The 16199-nt window shown below is 66.1% G+C and carries 14 protein-coding genes; 8 read left to right on the forward strand and 6 right to left on the reverse strand.

Annotated features, from left to right (window positions below; all coding sequences use genetic code 11):
• Positions 1 to 584 precede the first annotated feature (584 nt).
• A complete protein-coding gene (locus JWN03_RS09080) occupies positions 585 to 2897 on the reverse strand; it encodes an arylsulfatase (protein ID WP_297612544.1) in 2313 nt (770 codons plus the stop codon).
• Positions 2898 to 3174: 277 nt separating this feature from the next.
• On the opposite strand from JWN03_RS09080, the gene JWN03_RS09085 reads away from it, so the two are divergent.
• The 5 genes from JWN03_RS09085 (at position 3175) to JWN03_RS09105 (ending at position 9324) form a co-directional block, all read left to right on the forward strand.
• Entirely contained in the window at positions 3175 to 4764 is a 1590-nt protein-coding gene (locus tag JWN03_RS09085) for an ABC transporter substrate-binding protein (protein ID WP_297612546.1), read from the forward strand.
• On the forward strand, positions 4761 to 5720 hold the full coding sequence (locus JWN03_RS09090; protein ID WP_297612548.1) for an ABC transporter permease: 960 nt from the start codon (positions 4761 to 4763) through the stop codon (positions 5718 to 5720). Before JWN03_RS09085 ends, JWN03_RS09090 begins: the two co-directional genes overlap by 4 nt.
• Entirely contained in the window at positions 5717 to 6622 is a 906-nt protein-coding gene (locus JWN03_RS09095; protein ID WP_297612551.1) for an ABC transporter permease, read from the forward strand. The genes JWN03_RS09090 and JWN03_RS09095 overlap by 4 nt, the downstream gene beginning before the upstream one ends.
• Positions 6619 to 8385: a dipeptide ABC transporter ATP-binding protein gene (locus JWN03_RS09100; protein WP_297612554.1), complete on the forward strand. Its 1767-nt coding sequence runs from the start codon at positions 6619 to 6621 to the stop codon at positions 8383 to 8385. The genes JWN03_RS09095 and JWN03_RS09100 overlap by 4 nt, the downstream gene beginning before the upstream one ends.
• A 153-nt stretch (positions 8386 to 8538) precedes the next feature.
• Complete coding sequence (locus tag JWN03_RS09105; RefSeq protein ID WP_297612557.1) at positions 8539 to 9324, forward strand: helix-turn-helix transcriptional regulator; 786 nt, start codon at positions 8539 to 8541, stop codon at positions 9322 to 9324.
• A 108-nt stretch (positions 9325 to 9432) separates the two neighbouring features.
• Here the strand turns inward: JWN03_RS09105 and JWN03_RS09110 are convergent, their stop codons facing one another.
• On the reverse strand, positions 9433 to 11181 hold the full coding sequence (locus JWN03_RS09110; RefSeq protein WP_297612559.1) for an NTP transferase domain-containing protein: 1749 nt from the start codon (positions 11179 to 11181) through the stop codon (positions 9433 to 9435).
• 350 nt (positions 11182 to 11531) lie between these two features.
• Here JWN03_RS09110 and JWN03_RS09115 point away from each other — a divergent pair, with 350 nt between their 5' ends.
• Complete coding sequence (locus tag JWN03_RS09115; protein WP_297612562.1) at positions 11532 to 12362, forward strand: helix-turn-helix domain-containing protein; 831 nt, start codon at positions 11532 to 11534, stop codon at positions 12360 to 12362.
• An 18-nt stretch (positions 12363 to 12380) separates the two neighbouring features.
• Here JWN03_RS09115 and JWN03_RS09120 read toward each other — a convergent pair whose 3' ends face one another.
• Complete coding sequence (locus JWN03_RS09120) at positions 12381 to 13262, reverse strand: alpha/beta fold hydrolase (protein WP_297612565.1); 882 nt, start codon at positions 13260 to 13262, stop codon at positions 12381 to 12383.
• 221 nt (positions 13263 to 13483) lie between these two features.
• Between JWN03_RS09120 and JWN03_RS09125 the strand changes: the two genes are divergently transcribed.
• Both JWN03_RS09125 and JWN03_RS09130 read left to right on the forward strand, forming a co-directional pair.
• A complete protein-coding gene (locus tag JWN03_RS09125; protein WP_297612568.1) occupies positions 13484 to 13906 on the forward strand; it encodes a hypothetical protein in 423 nt (140 codons plus the stop codon).
• Positions 13907 to 13972: 66 nt separating this feature from the next.
• On the forward strand, positions 13973 to 14251 hold the full coding sequence (locus JWN03_RS09130) for a WhiB family transcriptional regulator (protein WP_297612617.1): 279 nt from the start codon (positions 13973 to 13975) through the stop codon (positions 14249 to 14251).
• Positions 14252 to 14283: 32 nt separating this feature from the next.
• On the opposite strand, the gene JWN03_RS09135 is transcribed toward JWN03_RS09130, so the two are convergent.
• The 3 genes from JWN03_RS09135 to JWN03_RS09145 all read right to left on the reverse strand — a co-directional run bounded on the left by JWN03_RS09135 (position 14284) and on the right by JWN03_RS09145 (position 16198).
• Entirely contained in the window at positions 14284 to 15024 is a 741-nt protein-coding gene (locus JWN03_RS09135) for a VOC family protein (protein WP_297612571.1), read from the reverse strand.
• 81 nt (positions 15025 to 15105) lie between these two features.
• Positions 15106 to 15411 carry an MGMT family protein gene (locus tag JWN03_RS09140; protein WP_297612574.1) on the reverse strand — a complete coding sequence of 102 codons (306 nt, stop codon included), beginning with the start codon at positions 15409 to 15411 and terminating at the stop codon, positions 15106 to 15108.
• A gap of 1 nt (position 15412) precedes the next feature.
• Positions 15413 to 16198: an alpha/beta fold hydrolase gene (locus JWN03_RS09145; protein ID WP_297612577.1), complete on the reverse strand. Its 786-nt coding sequence runs from the start codon at positions 16196 to 16198 to the stop codon at positions 15413 to 15415.
• Position 16199 lies beyond the last annotated feature (1 nt).

Below are 16199 nucleotides of genomic sequence, written 5' to 3' on the forward strand. Positions count from 1 at the left end.
CGCCGACCGCCACCCCGCCTTCACCCGCTGGCTAGCCGCCCGAACCCTCACCGACCTCACCGACCCCGTCGCCTGGACCCTCACCTGCCTACTCGACGGCATCACCACCCGCCTGAACCTCCCCACCACCCCCTAACCCCCCGCCAACCACACAGCCCGTGTCCTTGCCGCACAACGTATATCGGCACTGTGCGGCTTCGACACAAGCTGCGCGATCAGACACGAGCTGCGCGATCAGACACAAGCTGCGCGATCAGACACGAGCTGCGCGATCAGACACGAGCTGCGCGATCAGACACAAGCTGCGCGATCAGACACGAGCTGTGCCGATTCGACACGGGCTGCGCGATCGGACACGGCCTGTGTGGTCGGCACAGCCCGTGTAGAAGCCGCGCAACGCATATCGGTGCTGTGCGGATTGGACGCGGGCTGTGTGATCGGACGCGCGCTGCCGATCGGAGATGGGCTGTGCGGCCGTAACAGCCCGTGTAGAAGCCGCGCAACGCATATCGGTGCTGTGCGGCTCAGGCACGGGCTGTGTGATCGGACATGGGCTGTGCCGGTTGAAGACGGGCTGTGTGGCCCTATTCGGCGATGAGTTCGGCTTCCGAGTCCAGGGCGCGCTGGGTGTCTTCGGGGACGCCGATGGCGCCGGGGCGGTAGGTGACGGCGCGGAGGGGGCCGGTGTAGCGGAAGACGCCGCGGCGGTCGCGGAGGTTCCAGTCGACGGGGCCGCGGGCGTCGAGGCCGATGGAGATGCCGGTCCAGGGCGCCATGCCGACCAGTTGGACCTGGTCGGGGAGGTGGGCGGCGCGGACGCCGTTGATGCCGATGGTGAAGTCCCAGCGCAGGTGCGGGCGGACGATCGCGGAGACCGTGAAGTGCTGGCTGCCTTCGGGAATGGGCCCCGCGTCGACGGTGGTGTACCGGCCGTAGGCGTTGTAGCCGAAGTGCAGGTGACCGTTCTCGACATAGAGCAGGTAGCCGCCCTGGGGATCACCGTGGGCAACGAGGACACCTTCATCACCGGGGCGGTAGTCCGCCAGCTCCACGGCAATGGTGAAGTCGCGGTACGCGATCAGGCGCTGGGAGCGGTAGCGCTCGAGTGTGGGGGTGCCGGCCAGAATGCGAACGCGTTCGGTGAGCCGGGCCTCCTCCGGCCGGCGGTGTGCCAGGTCCTTCCGGGTGACGAGCGGGAAAACCGTGTTGTGCCAGGCGGCTTCGTCCCAGGCCGCGGACAGCTCGGCCACCTTCTCCGGGAACTGCTCCGACAGATCATGCAATTCGGTCGGATCGGTGCGCACATCGAACAACTGCCAGTGCGGATTGTCGATCCCGCGAGCGGGCTCGTGCAGCGCGAGCAGCTTCCACCCGTCGCGGTAGAAGCCACGATGCCCGGTCATCTCCGAGTACTGCTCGATATGCCGGGAGATCGCCTGCTGATCGCGCAGCACCTCGGCCGCGGAAATACCGTCGAAATCCTTGGCGGGCAGACCATTACGCACGGTCGGCCGCTCCAGCCCGGCCAACTCCAGCAGTGTGGGAGTCAGATCGGTGATGTAGGTGTACTCCTGCCGGATGCCGCTGTCGCCTTCGGTACGCGGCAGTCCCTTGGGCCAGGACAGCAGGAACGGGACACGCACGCCACCCGCGAACGTCTGCCCCTTGTAGAAGCGGAACGGCGTATTGGAGGCCTGCCCCCACCCGCGCGGATAGTGCACGCCCAGCTTCGCCGACCCGATGAGCTCCTCATCGTGCGGCACATCGCGTTCCCAGTCCGGCTCGTCCACCTGCGCGAACTGCGCGAAATAGGAGCGGGTGCCCTCCGGCCCGCCCTCGGCCGTACCACCGTTGTCGGAGGTGAAAACGATAATGGTGTTGTCGAGTTCGCCGAGCTGCTCCAGTGTTTCGACAATCCGCCCCAGGCTCTGGTCGATGCTGTCGACCATGCCGGCGTACACCTCCATGTACCGCTCGAAGCGCGACTGCTGCTCGGGCGTCAGCGAATCCCACTCCTGCGCTTCATATCCCGGCTCGGTATTGCGCGGCTTCTGCTGCGTCCCCTCCGGGAACAACCCCTGTGCGAGCTGCGAGGCGAAGCGGCTCTGCCGCAACCGATCCCAGCCCTCCCGGTACTTACCGCGATACTTGGCCAGATCCTCCGGCTTGGCCTGCAGCGGCCCGTGCATGGCGGTATGCGCGAAGTAGAGGAAGAACGGCTTGTCGGCGTCGTGGGCGCGCAGTTCCTTGAGGTACCCGACGGCGCGATCGGTGTAGTCGTCGGTGAGGTAGTACCCCTCCGGGTACTCCTCCACATCCACCGCCGAGCTGTCGGAGATCAGCTGATTCGGATGGTAGAAGGAGTTCATCCCCTCCAAAGACCCGTAGTAGCGGTCGAATCCGCGCTGCGTCGGCCAGGAGTCGCGGTGCGAGGCCGGATGCAGCGTGGCATCGCGCACCAGATGCCACTTGCCGACCGCATAGGTGGCATAGCCATTGGCGCGCAGGATCTCCGGCAGCGTCAGCACATCATCGGCAAGTTCCAGCCGCAGTCCCGGATAGCCGGGGTCGGCATTGGCCACGAACCCGAACCCGGCCCGATGCGAGTTCACACCCGTCAGCAGGGCCGCGCGCGACGGCGAGCACAGCGGCGTGGTGTGAAAATTGGTGAGCCGCAGTCCATCCGCCGCAATGCGATCCAGGGTCGGGGTGTCGATCTCGGAGCCGAAGGGCCCGATATCGCTGAAGCCCATGTCGTCGACCAGCACCACGATAATGTTGGGCGCACCGTCCGGGGCGGTCGGCGGGTAGAGCCATTCGGGTGTCGAATCGGCGGTGGTACGGCCGATATCGCCACCGAAGTTCTCGTATCCACGGGCATGAGAGGGAACAGGCATTCTCTCAGCAAAGGTTGGTACCTGGTCTGCTGACCAGGGTTTCACGCACGCTGCGCGCAACCGCTGATCGCGCGCTCAGCGACTGTTAGCGTCGCCGCATGCACATCAGTCGCCTCTGCACGCCCCGCACCGGAATGCTCCGGACTTCGCGGGTGCAGGGCTGTCGTCGCTGTGCCTGACGCGCCGGCCCGCGCGTAATCCTTACTTCTCTCGTCCCCACGGGTGCGTCCACTGCACCCCGCCGCCTGGCGCGGCCATGTATCTCGAGGATTTCCAGATGAATTCGTCCCCCGGCGGACTCGATCGTCGTCATTTCCTGCGCAACTCCGGTGTTGCCGCCCTCGCCATTTTCGGCGGCGGCGTGCTGGCGGCCTGCTCCTCCGCGGTGAACCAGCAGAAGGGCGGCGGCGACGACAATGCGCAGCCGGTGCAGGGCGGCACGCTGAAGTACGGCGTCCTGGTGGATCTGGTTCCGGCCAATATCCTCACCAATACCGGCACCACCCCGTATGTGGTCGGCCTGGTCTTCGAATCCCTGGTGCGCTACCCGCACGACAAGCTGGATCCGCAGCCGCTGCTGGCCAAGTCGTGGACGCTCGCGCCGGACGGCCGTTCCATTTCGCTGGTGCTGCGCGATGATGTGAAGTTCCACAGCGGTCGTGCTCTCACCTCGAAGGATGTCGAATTCTCGCTGCGCACCTATGCCGATCCGAAGTGGTCGGCGCAGTTGAAGAGCACCGCCGCGGCCATTACCGGCTTCGACACCACCGACCCGCACCAGATCAAGCTGACCTTCGCGCAGCCACTGGGCAATATCTTCGACCTGCTCGACACCGTACCCATCCTGGACAGCGAATCCATCGATCAGCTGGCCACCGCCGACAAGATCATCGGCACCGGGCCCTTCCGCTTCGTGCAGCGAATCCCGAACCAGCAGTTGGTATTCGAGAAGAATCCGAACTACTGGGTGCCCGACCGCCCGTACCTGGACCGGGTCGAGCTCACCGTCATCAGCGATAACAACGCACAGCTCAATGCGCTCAAGACCGGCCAGATCCACTTCGCGGACGGCATCACCTATCGCGACAACGAGAACCTCGGCAAGACCGACGGCTATCACGTGGTCACGTACGAGGGCGCGGAAGTGCAGATGTACGTCGGCGTGAATGTGCAGAATCCGGCGCTCGCCGATGTGAAGCTGCGCCAGGCCATCGCCTATGCCATCGACCGTGATCGCATTATCACCGAGGTGTTCCGCGGCGCCGGCTACGCCCTGAATCTCCCGTGGCCCAAGACATCTCCCGCCTTCGACGACACCCGCAACACCCGCTTCCAGCGAGATCTGACCAAGGCCGAGCAGGTGCTGTCGGAGCTGCCCAAGCCGCCGAAGCTGCCGCTGGCCTTCACCGCCGGCTATGCGACCTACGAGGCCACCGCGCAGATCGTGCAGGCCAATCTCGCCGAAATCGGCATCGAGACCGAACTTGTGCCGACGGATAATGCCACCTTCGTGAAACAGCTGATCGGCGGGCAGTTCCCGGGCCTGTGGGTGACCGATCACTCGTGGGCGCAGTTCACGCCCTCCACCCTCACCGCCAGTGCCTATCCGTTCAATGCGCGCAAGAACACCTCGCATTTCGAATCGCCCGCCTATGTGGCGGCGGCCGATGCGGCCTGGCAGCTGCCGCAGGGCACCGGTCCCGATGCGCAGCGCGCCTACGGGGTACTGAGCGATCAGCTGCTGGACGGGCTGTGGCTCATCGAGATCGGCGTCCGGTTCGCACAGGGGACCACCTCCAAGAACCTGCACGCCGTCAACTGGACCAAGCGTCGTGAGCTCGCCCTCACGGACACCTTCCTGGCATGACCGGCTATCTGCTGCGCCGGGTTCCCTCCGCCGTGGCGGTGCTGTTCGGCGCCTCCGTCCTGATCTTCCTGCTGCTGCGGCTGGTGCCCGGCGATCCGGCCATGATCCTGGCCGGCCCCGACGCCGGCCCGGACACCATCGCGAGCATTCGGCACCAGCTCGGCCTGGACCGATCCATGCCCGCCCAGTACCTGAGCTGGCTGCACGGGGTGTTCACCGGTGATCTGGGCCGGTCCTACATCATCGGCGGGCAGATCTCCGATCTGGTCGGGCGCGGGCTCACCAATACCCTGGTGCTCGCGGCCTTCTCGCTGCTGCTGGCCGTCAGCGTGAGCCTGGCCGTGAGCGTCGCCGCGGTGCTGTGGAACAAGCGCTGGCTGAACAGCATTGTCGCGGCGGCCAATACGGTTGCCATCGCCGTGCCGCCGTATGTGACCGCCGTGCTGCTGGTGCTGGTATTCGCCATCGCGATTCCGATCCTGCCGGCCGGCGGTATTCCGCCGGACGGGTTCTTCGCACAACCGGATATCACCGTGCAGTACCTGCTGCTGCCGTCCATCTGCCTGGCGCTGCCGGTGACCGCCGCGCTCACTCGTTTCCTCACCGAAGCGCTGCGCACCGAAATGCGGCAGCCCTATGTCTTGACCACTCGGGCACTGGGGATTTCGCACCGGCAGATCGTCACCCGCGGTGCGCTGCGCAATGCGCTGCCCACCCTGCTGACCGTGCTCGGCATTCAGACCGGCCAGGTGCTGGGCGGTGCGGTGCTGGTCGAGGCGGCCTTCGCCTGGCCAGGCATCGGCCAGCTCATCGAGCAGGGCATCAATCGCCGTGACTATCCCGTGGTGCAGGCGCTGCTGCTGTTCTCGGTGGCGGTGTTCGTGGTCATTCAGCTGGCCACCGATGTGGTGCACGCGTATCTCGATCCCCGCATCCGCATAGGAGGCCGATCATGAGCGATCTCACCACCTTGCCCGGCACCGATCCGGCCGTGACCGCCGGCGCGGACGCGGTCGAAACCGCTGACCGCGCGCCGAATCCGTCCCGGTCGCCGCTCCAGGCCCTGCGTAGGGGGCAGGGTCTGGCGGGCGTGGTGCTGGTCGCCGTTATCGCGATTGCGGGCCTGGCCGCCGGAGTATTGACGAAATACGATCCGCTGACCCAGATTCCGGGCGCGAACCTGCTCGGCCCGAGCTCCGAGCACTGGCTGGGCACCGACAGTGTCAATCGGGATGTGTTCTCCCGGGTGCTGTTCGGCGTCCGCATCGACCTGTTCATCGCCTTCACCGCCGTGCCGCTCGGCGCGCTCGCCGGCGCCCTGACCGGACTGCTGGCCAGCGTCAACACTATTGCCGATGTGATCACCCAGCGGCTGTTCGACCTGATCCTGGCCTTCCCGGCGCTGATCTTCGCCATCGCGCTGACCGCGGTCACCGGGCCCGGCGTGCAGGCGGTCATCGTCGTCATCGTGGCCGCCGAAATCCCGATCTTCGGCAGGCAGATTCGCACCGCCATCCTGGCCGTGCGGGAACAGCCGTTCGTGGAGGCCGCCGAGGTGATCGGCGCGGGCACCTGGTGGACGCTGCGTAAGCACGTGCTGCCCAATGTGATCGAACCGCTCGCAGTGCAATTGGCGCTGTCGCTGTCGCTCGCGGTCTTCATCGAGGGCGCCATGAGCTTCATCGGCATCGGCGTACGACCGCCGGATCCCTCACTGGGATCGCTCATCTCGGAGTCCATTCGCAATCTGGACGCCAATCCGGCGTATGCGATCGGGCCGCTGCTGGTGGTCTCCGGCCTCACGCTCGGATTCCTATTGATCGCCCAGGCACTGGGCCGCGCCCGGAGGATCGGATGAGCGACCACGACCGGCAGCCACTGCTGGATATTCGGAACCTGGTGGTGCGCTTCGGCGCTCGCACCGTGGTGAACGGCGTCGATGTGCAGGTCGGGCGCGGTGAGACCGTCGCACTGGTCGGCGAATCCGGCTCCGGCAAATCACTCACCGCCCGTGCGGTACTGGGCCTGCTGCCCGACGGCGCGCAGGCCGAGGGCTCGATCCGATTGGGTGACACCGAAATCATCGGTACCCCCGACACCGAACTGCGGGCGCTACGCGGTACCGGGGCCGCCATGGTGTTCCAGGAGCCGCAGACCGCGCTCAATCCGGTGCAGAAGGTCGGCACCCAGATCACCCAGGCGCTGCGCGCGCATCGCTCGATCAGCAAGGCCGAGGCCCGAACTCGCGCCGTCGAACTGCTGGCCCTGGTCGATATCCCCGAACCGGACAAGCGTGTCGACTGGTATCCGCACCAGCTCTCCGGCGGCCAGAAGCAGCGGATCGTCATCGCCCTGGCGCTCTCCGGCGAACCGGATCTGCTCATTGCCGACGAACCCACGACCGCGCTCGATGTGACCGTGCAGGCCGAGATCCTGGATCTGCTGCGCGATCTGCAGCGCCGCACCGGCACCGCCATTCTCTTCATCACCCACAATCTCGGTGTGGTCGCGGCTATTGCCGACCGGGTGGTGGTGCTGCGCGCGGGCGAGATCGTCGAAACGCGGCCCGTCCGCGAGCTTTTCGCCGATCCCCGCGAGGACTACACCCGGACCCTGCTCGCGGCGGTCCCGACGCTCCCGGCCCCCGCGGCGGATTCGGCCACGACCTTGCTGCAGCTGCCGGTTCCGGAAGCCGGAGAGTCCCCGGACGCCGTGCCCGAGGCCGTCGTCACAGTCGGCGAGCCCGCTCTCGCCGAGGTCACGGCGGTTGTTGTGCCCGAGGCGGCCCCGGAACGCGAACCGGTGCTGCACATCTCGGATCTCTCGGTGGTGTATCGCAGTCAGCGCAAGCAGTTCCGCGCATTGCACGAGGTATCGCTGACCGTCGCACCCCGGGAAGTGATCGGGCTGGTGGGTGAATCCGGCTCCGGCAAGAGCACTCTCGGCCGCGCAGCTCTCGGCCTGGTGCCCGCCACCACCGGTGAGGTAGTGCTGCAGGGCATCTCGCTGCGAGGGCTGTCGAAGCGTGATCTGCGCGGACTGCGCAAGAACGTCGCCCTGGTGCATCAGGACGTCACCGCCTCGCTGGACCCGCGCCGCAGCCTGGAGGACGCCATCGGCGAGCCGCTCCTGGTGCACCGGGTCGCCTCCGGCGCCCTGCTGCGCGCCCGGGTCGGCGACCTGCTGGAATCGGTCCGGCTGCCGCGCGACTACGCCACCCGCCGACCCGCCGAGCTCTCCGGCGGCCAGCGGCAGCGGGTCGCGCTCGCCCGTGCGCTCGCCCTCGCGCCCCGGCTACTGGTGGCGGACGAGCCCACCAGCGCCCTCGACGTATCGGTACAGGCACAGGTACTGGACCTTTTCACCGATCTGCGCGAAGAATATGGTTTCGCCTGTCTGTTCATCAGTCACGATCTCGCGGTGGTCAATCAAATCGCCGATCACGTAGTGGTGTTGCGACAGGGCAATGTGATCGAAACCGGGCCGGTCACAGATGTTTTCGGTAATCCACGCGAGGATTACACACGCCGTCTTCTGGAAGCCGTTCCCGCACCCGATCCGGAGCAGGCACGCAGTCGTGAATCGGCGGCGGAACCTACGCCACTCGCACTGGGGGCGTAGGTAATTCCGGACAGGATCAGTGACATATACAAACAGGGATAGTGCGCTGTAGCTGCCATTCGGACGAGTTGTGCAAGCATCCACCAGAAGGGGGAATACCCGGCGGCGTCCCACTCGCGACGCGCTGGCCGGGCAAGCTGAAGGAGGACTGCGGTGGTCGCCGACGCGGCATGCGGACGTGATTCTAGGGAGCTCGAAGCACCCACTTTCGGAAATCTGCTGCGCCGTTTACGTGACGGTCGCGGTGTTTCCCGCGAACGCCTGGCATTCAACGCGGGTGTAAGCGCCAGCTACATAACGCATTTGGAGAAAGGCGATCGGGGGAACCCGACTCGCGAGGTGGTCGAGGCGCTCACCCGCTATCTGGATCGCCTGGACCCGCTGACCGCCGCCGACCTCCGCCAGCTCACGGATCTGGCCGGACTCGCCGCCACGGAAACATTTCCCACCGTGAACGAACTGCGCGGCGCCCTCACCCCGGAGCTGCTGCGGGTGCTCACCATGCACCGCCCGAACCTGGCCGCCTATCTCGACACGCGCGCCAATGTACTGGCTTGGAACGACAGTTGGGAGGATGCCTTCCCCGGCATCACCGAGGACGGCAATATGCTCCGCTGGTTCTTCAGCAATGAGCTGGCCGCCCGCGTCATGGTGAATTGGGACGCCGATGTGCGCCAGGCCGTGCGTTGGATGCGCGGATTGATCGGCCGCTCCGGCAATGTCGCCGGATTCACCGATCTCATCCAGGAACTCGGCGAATTCCCGAAATTCCGGCAGGCCTGGTCCGAGGGCGGCGTCGCCTTCGCCCCGCATGTGTGGACACTGGATCTACGGAACCCGGTCACCGGCCTGCGCCGCCGGGTCTTCGCACAAACCGGCCGCCTCGACAGTGGCGCCTATCCGGGCCATCTACTGGCCATTCTCGGCCTGGGTGGCTGATAAATCTTCGAGTACCGCTCCGATGGACTCACCGCGCATTGGCAAGCGTGCCAGGCAATCCTGTCGCCGGGGAGTGGAGCGCTTTGACGAAGCCGCCGGACAATCCCTTCAGCGGGGGAGCGGGATGAATTCGACGAGCGCACCATCGAGGGCGTCTGCGGGGACGATGACGAGACCGTCGCGGTCGAGCAGCCCGGCCAGATGCGCGGTGCGAATCTGCGCGTCACCGATCCAGCCGCCCTCCTCGCGGGCCCGTGCCGGGACGATTCGCGGTGCGGTGCCGGAGATTTCGCCCGCATTGGCCAGCGGCCCCCGCAGGACGCGTGCGGGAGTGCCGCCGGTGAGACCCTCCACCACGGCGGTAATGAGCGCCAGCAGCGTGGCCACGGCCGCATACGGATTGCCCGGGAGTCCGAGAATCACCGGGCCGGAAGCCAATTGGGCGGCGACCGTGGAACCGCCGGGGCGCAGCCGCAGCCGGCGCAGCAGCATGCGGGCATCGACCCGGTCCAGCGCGGCCCGGAGCTGATCGGCGGCGCCGCCACCGGTGGCCCCGACGATAATGAGCAGATCGCAATCGCCCGCGGCGGCGAACACCTCGTCGAAGGCATTCTCGGTGTCGCGCAGGTGCACTCGCTCCACCGTGCCGATGCCGTGCCAGGCGAGCAGATCCGGCAGCACCGGGCCGATGGAATCCCTGGTCTGGCCGAGATGCAGCGGGCCGTCGCTGCGAATCTCGTCGCCGGTCATGACGATTCGCGCCCGCACCGGTCCGCGCACCGCGGCGGTTGTCACCTCGGCGCTGGCGGCCGCCGAGATCAGTGCGGCGGTCACCGGTGCCCCCGCGGGGGCGATTTCGTAGCCGGGGTTCCAGTCCTCGCCGCGATGGCGCACATCATCGCGAATCGGAGTGTCCGCCAGGCGATATAGTCGCCCGTCATCCGCTACCTGCACAAATTCGTCCCGCACCACCGAGCCGGTGCCGTCGGGTACGTGTGCACCGGTGGCAATGCGCACCGCCTCGCCGTCCAGCAGACCCGCCGGCCGCTGCCCGCCCGCGAAGCCGATATCGCGGCGCACCTGCCACGGGCCGGGGCCGCTCACCGCGTACCCGTCCATGGCGGAGACATCGAAACGCGGCAGTGCCTCGACCGCCGGCAGTGGCTCGGCCAGCGCCGCACCCCGGGCCGTGCGCACCGGCACCCGCCGCACCGGCAATCGGGAAATATTCCGGCGCAGTACATCCCGGGCCTCCGCGAGCGACAGCGGCGTGGCGGAGCGACTCGCCGTGGCCCGGGCTTGCCGTACATCGTCGGGGGTATCGCAGTCGTCGACCCCGGCCAGCGGCACCACGGCGGTATCGATCGGCACCAGCGCCTTCATCGGCCGATTGACCACGGAATCAAGGCGATTCAATGCCGCGGTCAATGCGGAGCGCCGCCAGACCCCGACCAGATACTGCGGCCGGCCCGAGGCATCCGCGGCGAATACCGCGTCACTGCCGGATTCTCTTGCGTGCATGAGTAGTTCGTCGATGGCCGCAACTGTGAGAAATGGCATGTCCGCGGCCAGCACCACAATGAGTTCGGTCGCGAATTCTCCGCCCGCGAGCATCGCGAGGCCCGCCGCGATTGCGGCCACCGGACCGGCTCCGGCCGGTACCTCCTGTGCCTGAAGGATTTCCGGCGGCAACTCGGGCCGATGCGGTCCGACAACGACTGTGCGCGCACCCGCGGAGACCGCGGAAATCGCCGCATCCAGCATTGATCGGCCGCCGACCACTATTGCGGGCTTGTCAACACCGCCCATCCGGCCGGCCCGTCCACCGGCCAGCACAATCGCGTCGACGGTCGTCACGAGGCGAAGGAGGACGCGATGGTGATCATGGTTGAAGATCGTAGTGGCTGGCTGTTTCGGGGCGGCGAACGTGGTCTCGAGCGTGCCGAATCCACTGCTTGCTAAGCAATTGCTCATGTATCCGAAGTTGTGCGATGCACCACGACACATAGTAGAAATGATCATGTTTTGAACTTCTGAACAATCGCATATGGCAGTATCCGGAGCCAGAGCTGCAGGCGTTCCAGCGGATTCGTCACAGTTCACGGCAGGCGTTACAGCGGGTCCCGCTCTCCGGAACTGGCGGGTACCGGACTGATGAAGGTTGGTTTGCTGAATGTTTGTGGAGAGGGAACGGCGTGGTGCTGGGCGTGAAACCTGATAGAGACTTCGAAGAGCTGAAACCGCCGACATTCGGGCTCCTGCTGCGCAAGCTCCGCGACGCCAGAGGGGTATCGCGCGAAAGACTCGCCTTCAATGCCGGAGTCAGCGCCAGCTACATCAGTCATTTGGAGAAGGGCGACCGCGGCCATCCCACCCGCGAGGTGGTCGACGCACTGGTCCGATATCTGGACCGAATAGACCCGCTGTCCGTGGTGGAACGACGGCATCTGCTGGATCTGGCCGGCCTCGGTGTCAGCGATTTTCCGACGGTGCAGCAACTGCGGGCCGAAATCACCGACGACATGCGCCGTGCCCTCGAACTGCACGAACCCAATCTCGCCGCGTATGTGGACACCCGCTGGAATGTGCTGGCCTGCAACACCAGTTACTCCCAAGCTTTCCCCGGACTCGAGCAGGATGTCAATATTCTGCGCTGGCTACTCGGCAACGAGCTCTCCCGCGAGGTCATGCTGGAGTGGGAGGAGGAGGTCCGGGTGACCGTGCATTGGCTGCGCGGACTGATTGCCAGCTCCGGTGACACCGGCTGGTCCGCCGGATTTCTCGCCGAACTCGGCCGCTTCGGACTGTTCCGCGAATTATGGGACGAAGGCATTGCGGCATATGGCCGTCCGTGCGCCGTCATGCATCTGAACGACGTCCCCACCGGCCGCTGCCGCGCAATCGCGGTGCAGCTGTTCAGCGTCTTCTGCGCGGCATATCCCAGCCAGATTCAGATTTTCCTCGGTATTCCGACCTGGTGTTCGGATACCGGCGTGCTGCTCGATCCCGGCCACCTGCGCAACGGCACGGAGGAATAGGCCGGGATCGAATTCCGGTCATCGCGCGGCGTGAATTTCGGGCGTGGAACGCCCCTGCAACCACGGATGTGCGAGTGCGTGCGTCAGGTTGTTCTCGTGTCGCGCCGTAGACCGCCGCACCAGTCGAATCAGCAAGGGCGCCACCACCTCCGGATGCGTCCAGGCGGCGCCGTGCCCGGCGCCCGGAATGGTGACCACCCCATCGGCATTCGCGAGTCCGGCGGCCATCGCATCGGATTTCTGCGCGGTGCTGGTGCCGTCGTGGCTGCCCCGGATCACCAGTGTCGGCGCGGTGATTTCCGGTAGCCGGTGCAGTACCGAACGGCGCTCCATGAGGCAGCGGGCCGCCGGGAGGATGGACTGGCGATCGGAGGAGTACCAGCGGCTGGTCCACGCCCGCCACAGGCGCGGATCGCTGCCGCCGATCATCTGCGGCGCCAATTCGGCGACGAGTGGCGCCATCGGCTCCGAACTGCACCAGCGCTCGAAAAAGGTGTGGTAATAGGCGAGTTCCGCGGGGCTGCAGTCGCCCGCCTCGGTATCGATGAGCGCCAATCCGCGCACTCGCTCGGGCGCAAGCAGCGCCAGTCGGAGCGCGGTGAATCCGCCTTGACTCATACCGCCTATGACTGCTTTTCGAATCCCCAATTCGTCCATAACCGCCAACGCGTCGGCCGCCATATCCCAGTAGGTGAACTGTTCGCCATCCGGTGACTGGGTGCGTCCGTGGCATCGCGCATCAATCGTTACGAGATTGATCCCGGCAGCTGCCAGAGGTTCGCGCATCGGCTCGAACATCGATTCATCCATGAGAAATCCATGGATGAGGAGAAGTGTCGGTCCAGCGATGTCGCTGGTAACGAAATGAACTGTGGCCGCACCTGATTGCACATAAGGCATGGTCAGACCGTAAAGGGCGGAACCCCTCACTAGCTAATGTTTGCCCACGTGGTGCCAGGCACCCTTCGGTGCTGTTCCCGACGGGTACCAACACTGGCCAGTGTCAGTACTGCTAGGGGTTTGCCCCAAATGCCCTTAAAACTGGACAAGTCGACCGTTCGGCCTTTTAAATCAGGCCGTGGCGCTTTTGGGACAAGCGCTTATTCGATAGGGAGGAAATAATGTTCGACATCACTACTGCCGCTCGCCGCGACTTCCGGACCGATCATGGGGCCGTACTTCGCGATTCGCTCGAGGGTTTGCTGCTGCACGACGGAGTCGGCCTGGATGCCCGTATGCGCCATGCCATTACCGCGGTCGTACATCTTGCCGTCGACGCACCACTCGGAGTGCCGGAGGACGCCGAGGAATTCCTGGCCCGGTTGGACGGAACCTGGCTGTTCGCCGCCTGGCACGATTCCGATACCGAATTGTCGCTGCTCAATACGCTCTCCCTCGGTGCGGCTCCCGCGCTGTCGTGGTGCGAACTCATGTTCACCACGGCGCTCGCGCCCTGGTCTTCGGCGCCGGCCGCGGTGCATGCCCGCCGCATCTTCCTCACCGGTGAGCAGGCCCGCCTGGCCGCGGTCAGCGGCGATTGCTGACCCGCCAGTTCTCGGGTCTTGTGAATTCAGAATCAATCCGTTTATGAAGAGGTGAACGACGTGAAAATGCTTTTCACCAATTTCGATGCGATGTTCGAAACCATTACGCGCCGGGACGAATCCGAGCCGGGGTCCTGGCATCAGCAGGCGCTGTGCACCCAGACCGACCCGGAGGCGTTCTTTCCGGACAAGGGGGGTTCCACCCGGGAAGCCAAACGAGTCTGCTCATCCTGCGAGGTGCGGCGCGAATGCCTGGATTATGCACTGACGCATGATCAGCGTTTCGGCATCTGGGGCGGATTGTCGCCGCGGGAACGCCGCCGGTACGAACGCGGGGCGGCCTGATACCGCGCAGTGGTATCAGCGGGGGAGTGGAATCACCCGGATGCTGCTTGCAGCAGACAGAATTCGTTGGTTTCCGGATCTGCCAGCACCACCGCCGGTGCATTGGCCGGGGAAGTTTCGGGACTGATCGGGAACGCGCCCGCGGCTTGCAGTCGGGCGGCTTCTTCCACGGGGTCATCGGTGGGGAAAGCGATGAGATCCAGATGAAGACGACTGCGCTCGCCGAGCGCTTCGGGTGTGCGAAGGAATTCCAGCCACGGACCCTGACCGGTGGCCGAACGGATTCCCGCATAGCGGGCACTGTCATGGGTGATGGGCCAGCCCGCGGCCTTCGACCAGAACTGTGCCAGGCGTAGGGGATTCTCGGTATCGACCACGATCGCCGCCACCGAACCGGTATCCACATAGTGCTCACGCGGCTCGAGCACACAGAATTCATTGCCTTCCGGATCGGCCAGCACCGCCCACGGGACCGCGCCCTGTCCGATATCGAGCGGGCGCGCACCCAGGGCCAGCGCTCGATCCACTTGTACGCGTTGATGATCCAGCGATCGGCTGGACAGATCCAAGTGGATGCGGTTCTTCGCCGCCTTGGACCGGCGGGCGGGTAGGAAGGTGAGCGCCACATCCAGCCCGTCCGGGTCGGATGCGGCGACATCGACCCCGTCCGGACGATCGAGTGCCACCTCCCAGCCTAGGAGTTCGGCCCAGAAGCGGGAGACGCTCCGGGGCTCGACGGCATCGAACACCACGCATGCCAGACGGGTGGACATGGTTTCAACGGTAGCCGCCGCCCGGGGTGGTGCGTACCGGGTTTCGCGGAACCGAATCCGGGTGTCGGCCCCGGTCGGCGGTCAGTCCGGCGAGTCGAAATGAAACCGGGCGCGCCGCAGGTCCACCCGGTCGTCGAGGACGGGGCAGCCTTCGGCGGCGAGCTGACCCAATTGCCGGTGCGCCAAATGTGGTGCGGGCGTGCCATTCGCGCGCAGCACCCGATGCCACGGCAAATCCGCGGAATCGGTGCGCATGATCCAGCCGACGGTGCGGGGTGTGGACAGACCCGCCGCGGCGGCGATATCGCCGTAGGTGGCGACGCGGCCGGGCGGAATGGCCGCTACCAGCTCGCGGACCCGCTCGATCTCGGCATCGGAGGTGGGCATGTCACAGCACCGATCGGACGAGAGCGGCGGTCTCGGCGGGCAGCGCCTGCGCCACCATGTGGTCGCAGTCGAATTCGTGCACGGTCAGCCGGTCGCCCAGCTGCGCGGTGAGCGCCGCGCGGAAGGCCGGGGTCACGAAGGGCGGCTGCACCTTCATCGCCTGCACCAGGATGGTGGGCAGCTCGGGCGGCGGCAGTGCGAAATCGCGGGCCAGCTGACCCCAGTACGAAATGATCGCGGGCAGGCTCGTGCGCCAGGCCAGCCTGCCGTCCGCGGTGGGCACCAGATGCTCGGCCAGCTCGGCCTCGAGCACCCCGGGGTCCACATCGGCCCAGGCTGTCTCCAGCTTGTCGAACCGGGCGTTCTCCAGGCTCGCGTAATCCGGGTGCGCCAGATTGGAATCCGCGATGCGCAGCATGAGCTCCGGCTCCAGGCCGATCGCCGGATCCAGCAGCACCAGCGCGCGCACCAGCTCGGGATGCCGCCGCGCCAGATGCACGGCGGCCGCCGCGCCGAATGAATGCCCGAGCACCACTATCGGTTCGCTGGTCTGCGCCGCCAGCACGGCCACCAGGTCCGCGACGATCGTTTCGAAATCCCACGGCGGCACGCCGGTCGACCTCCCGTGCCCCCGCAGATCCGGCGCAATAATCCGCACATCGGGCAGCTGCTGCTCAGCCAGTGCCTGCCAGCGTTTACCGTGCCCGGTCAAGCCGTGCAGCGCCAGCACAACCGGACCGGTCGAAGGACCGAAATGATGAATATGAAGATCGGACACCCCGACCATT

It is taken from the genome of Nocardia sp., assembly GCF_025465275.1.
In the GTDB taxonomy this organism is placed as follows: domain Bacteria; phylum Actinomycetota; class Actinomycetes; order Mycobacteriales; family Mycobacteriaceae; genus Nocardia.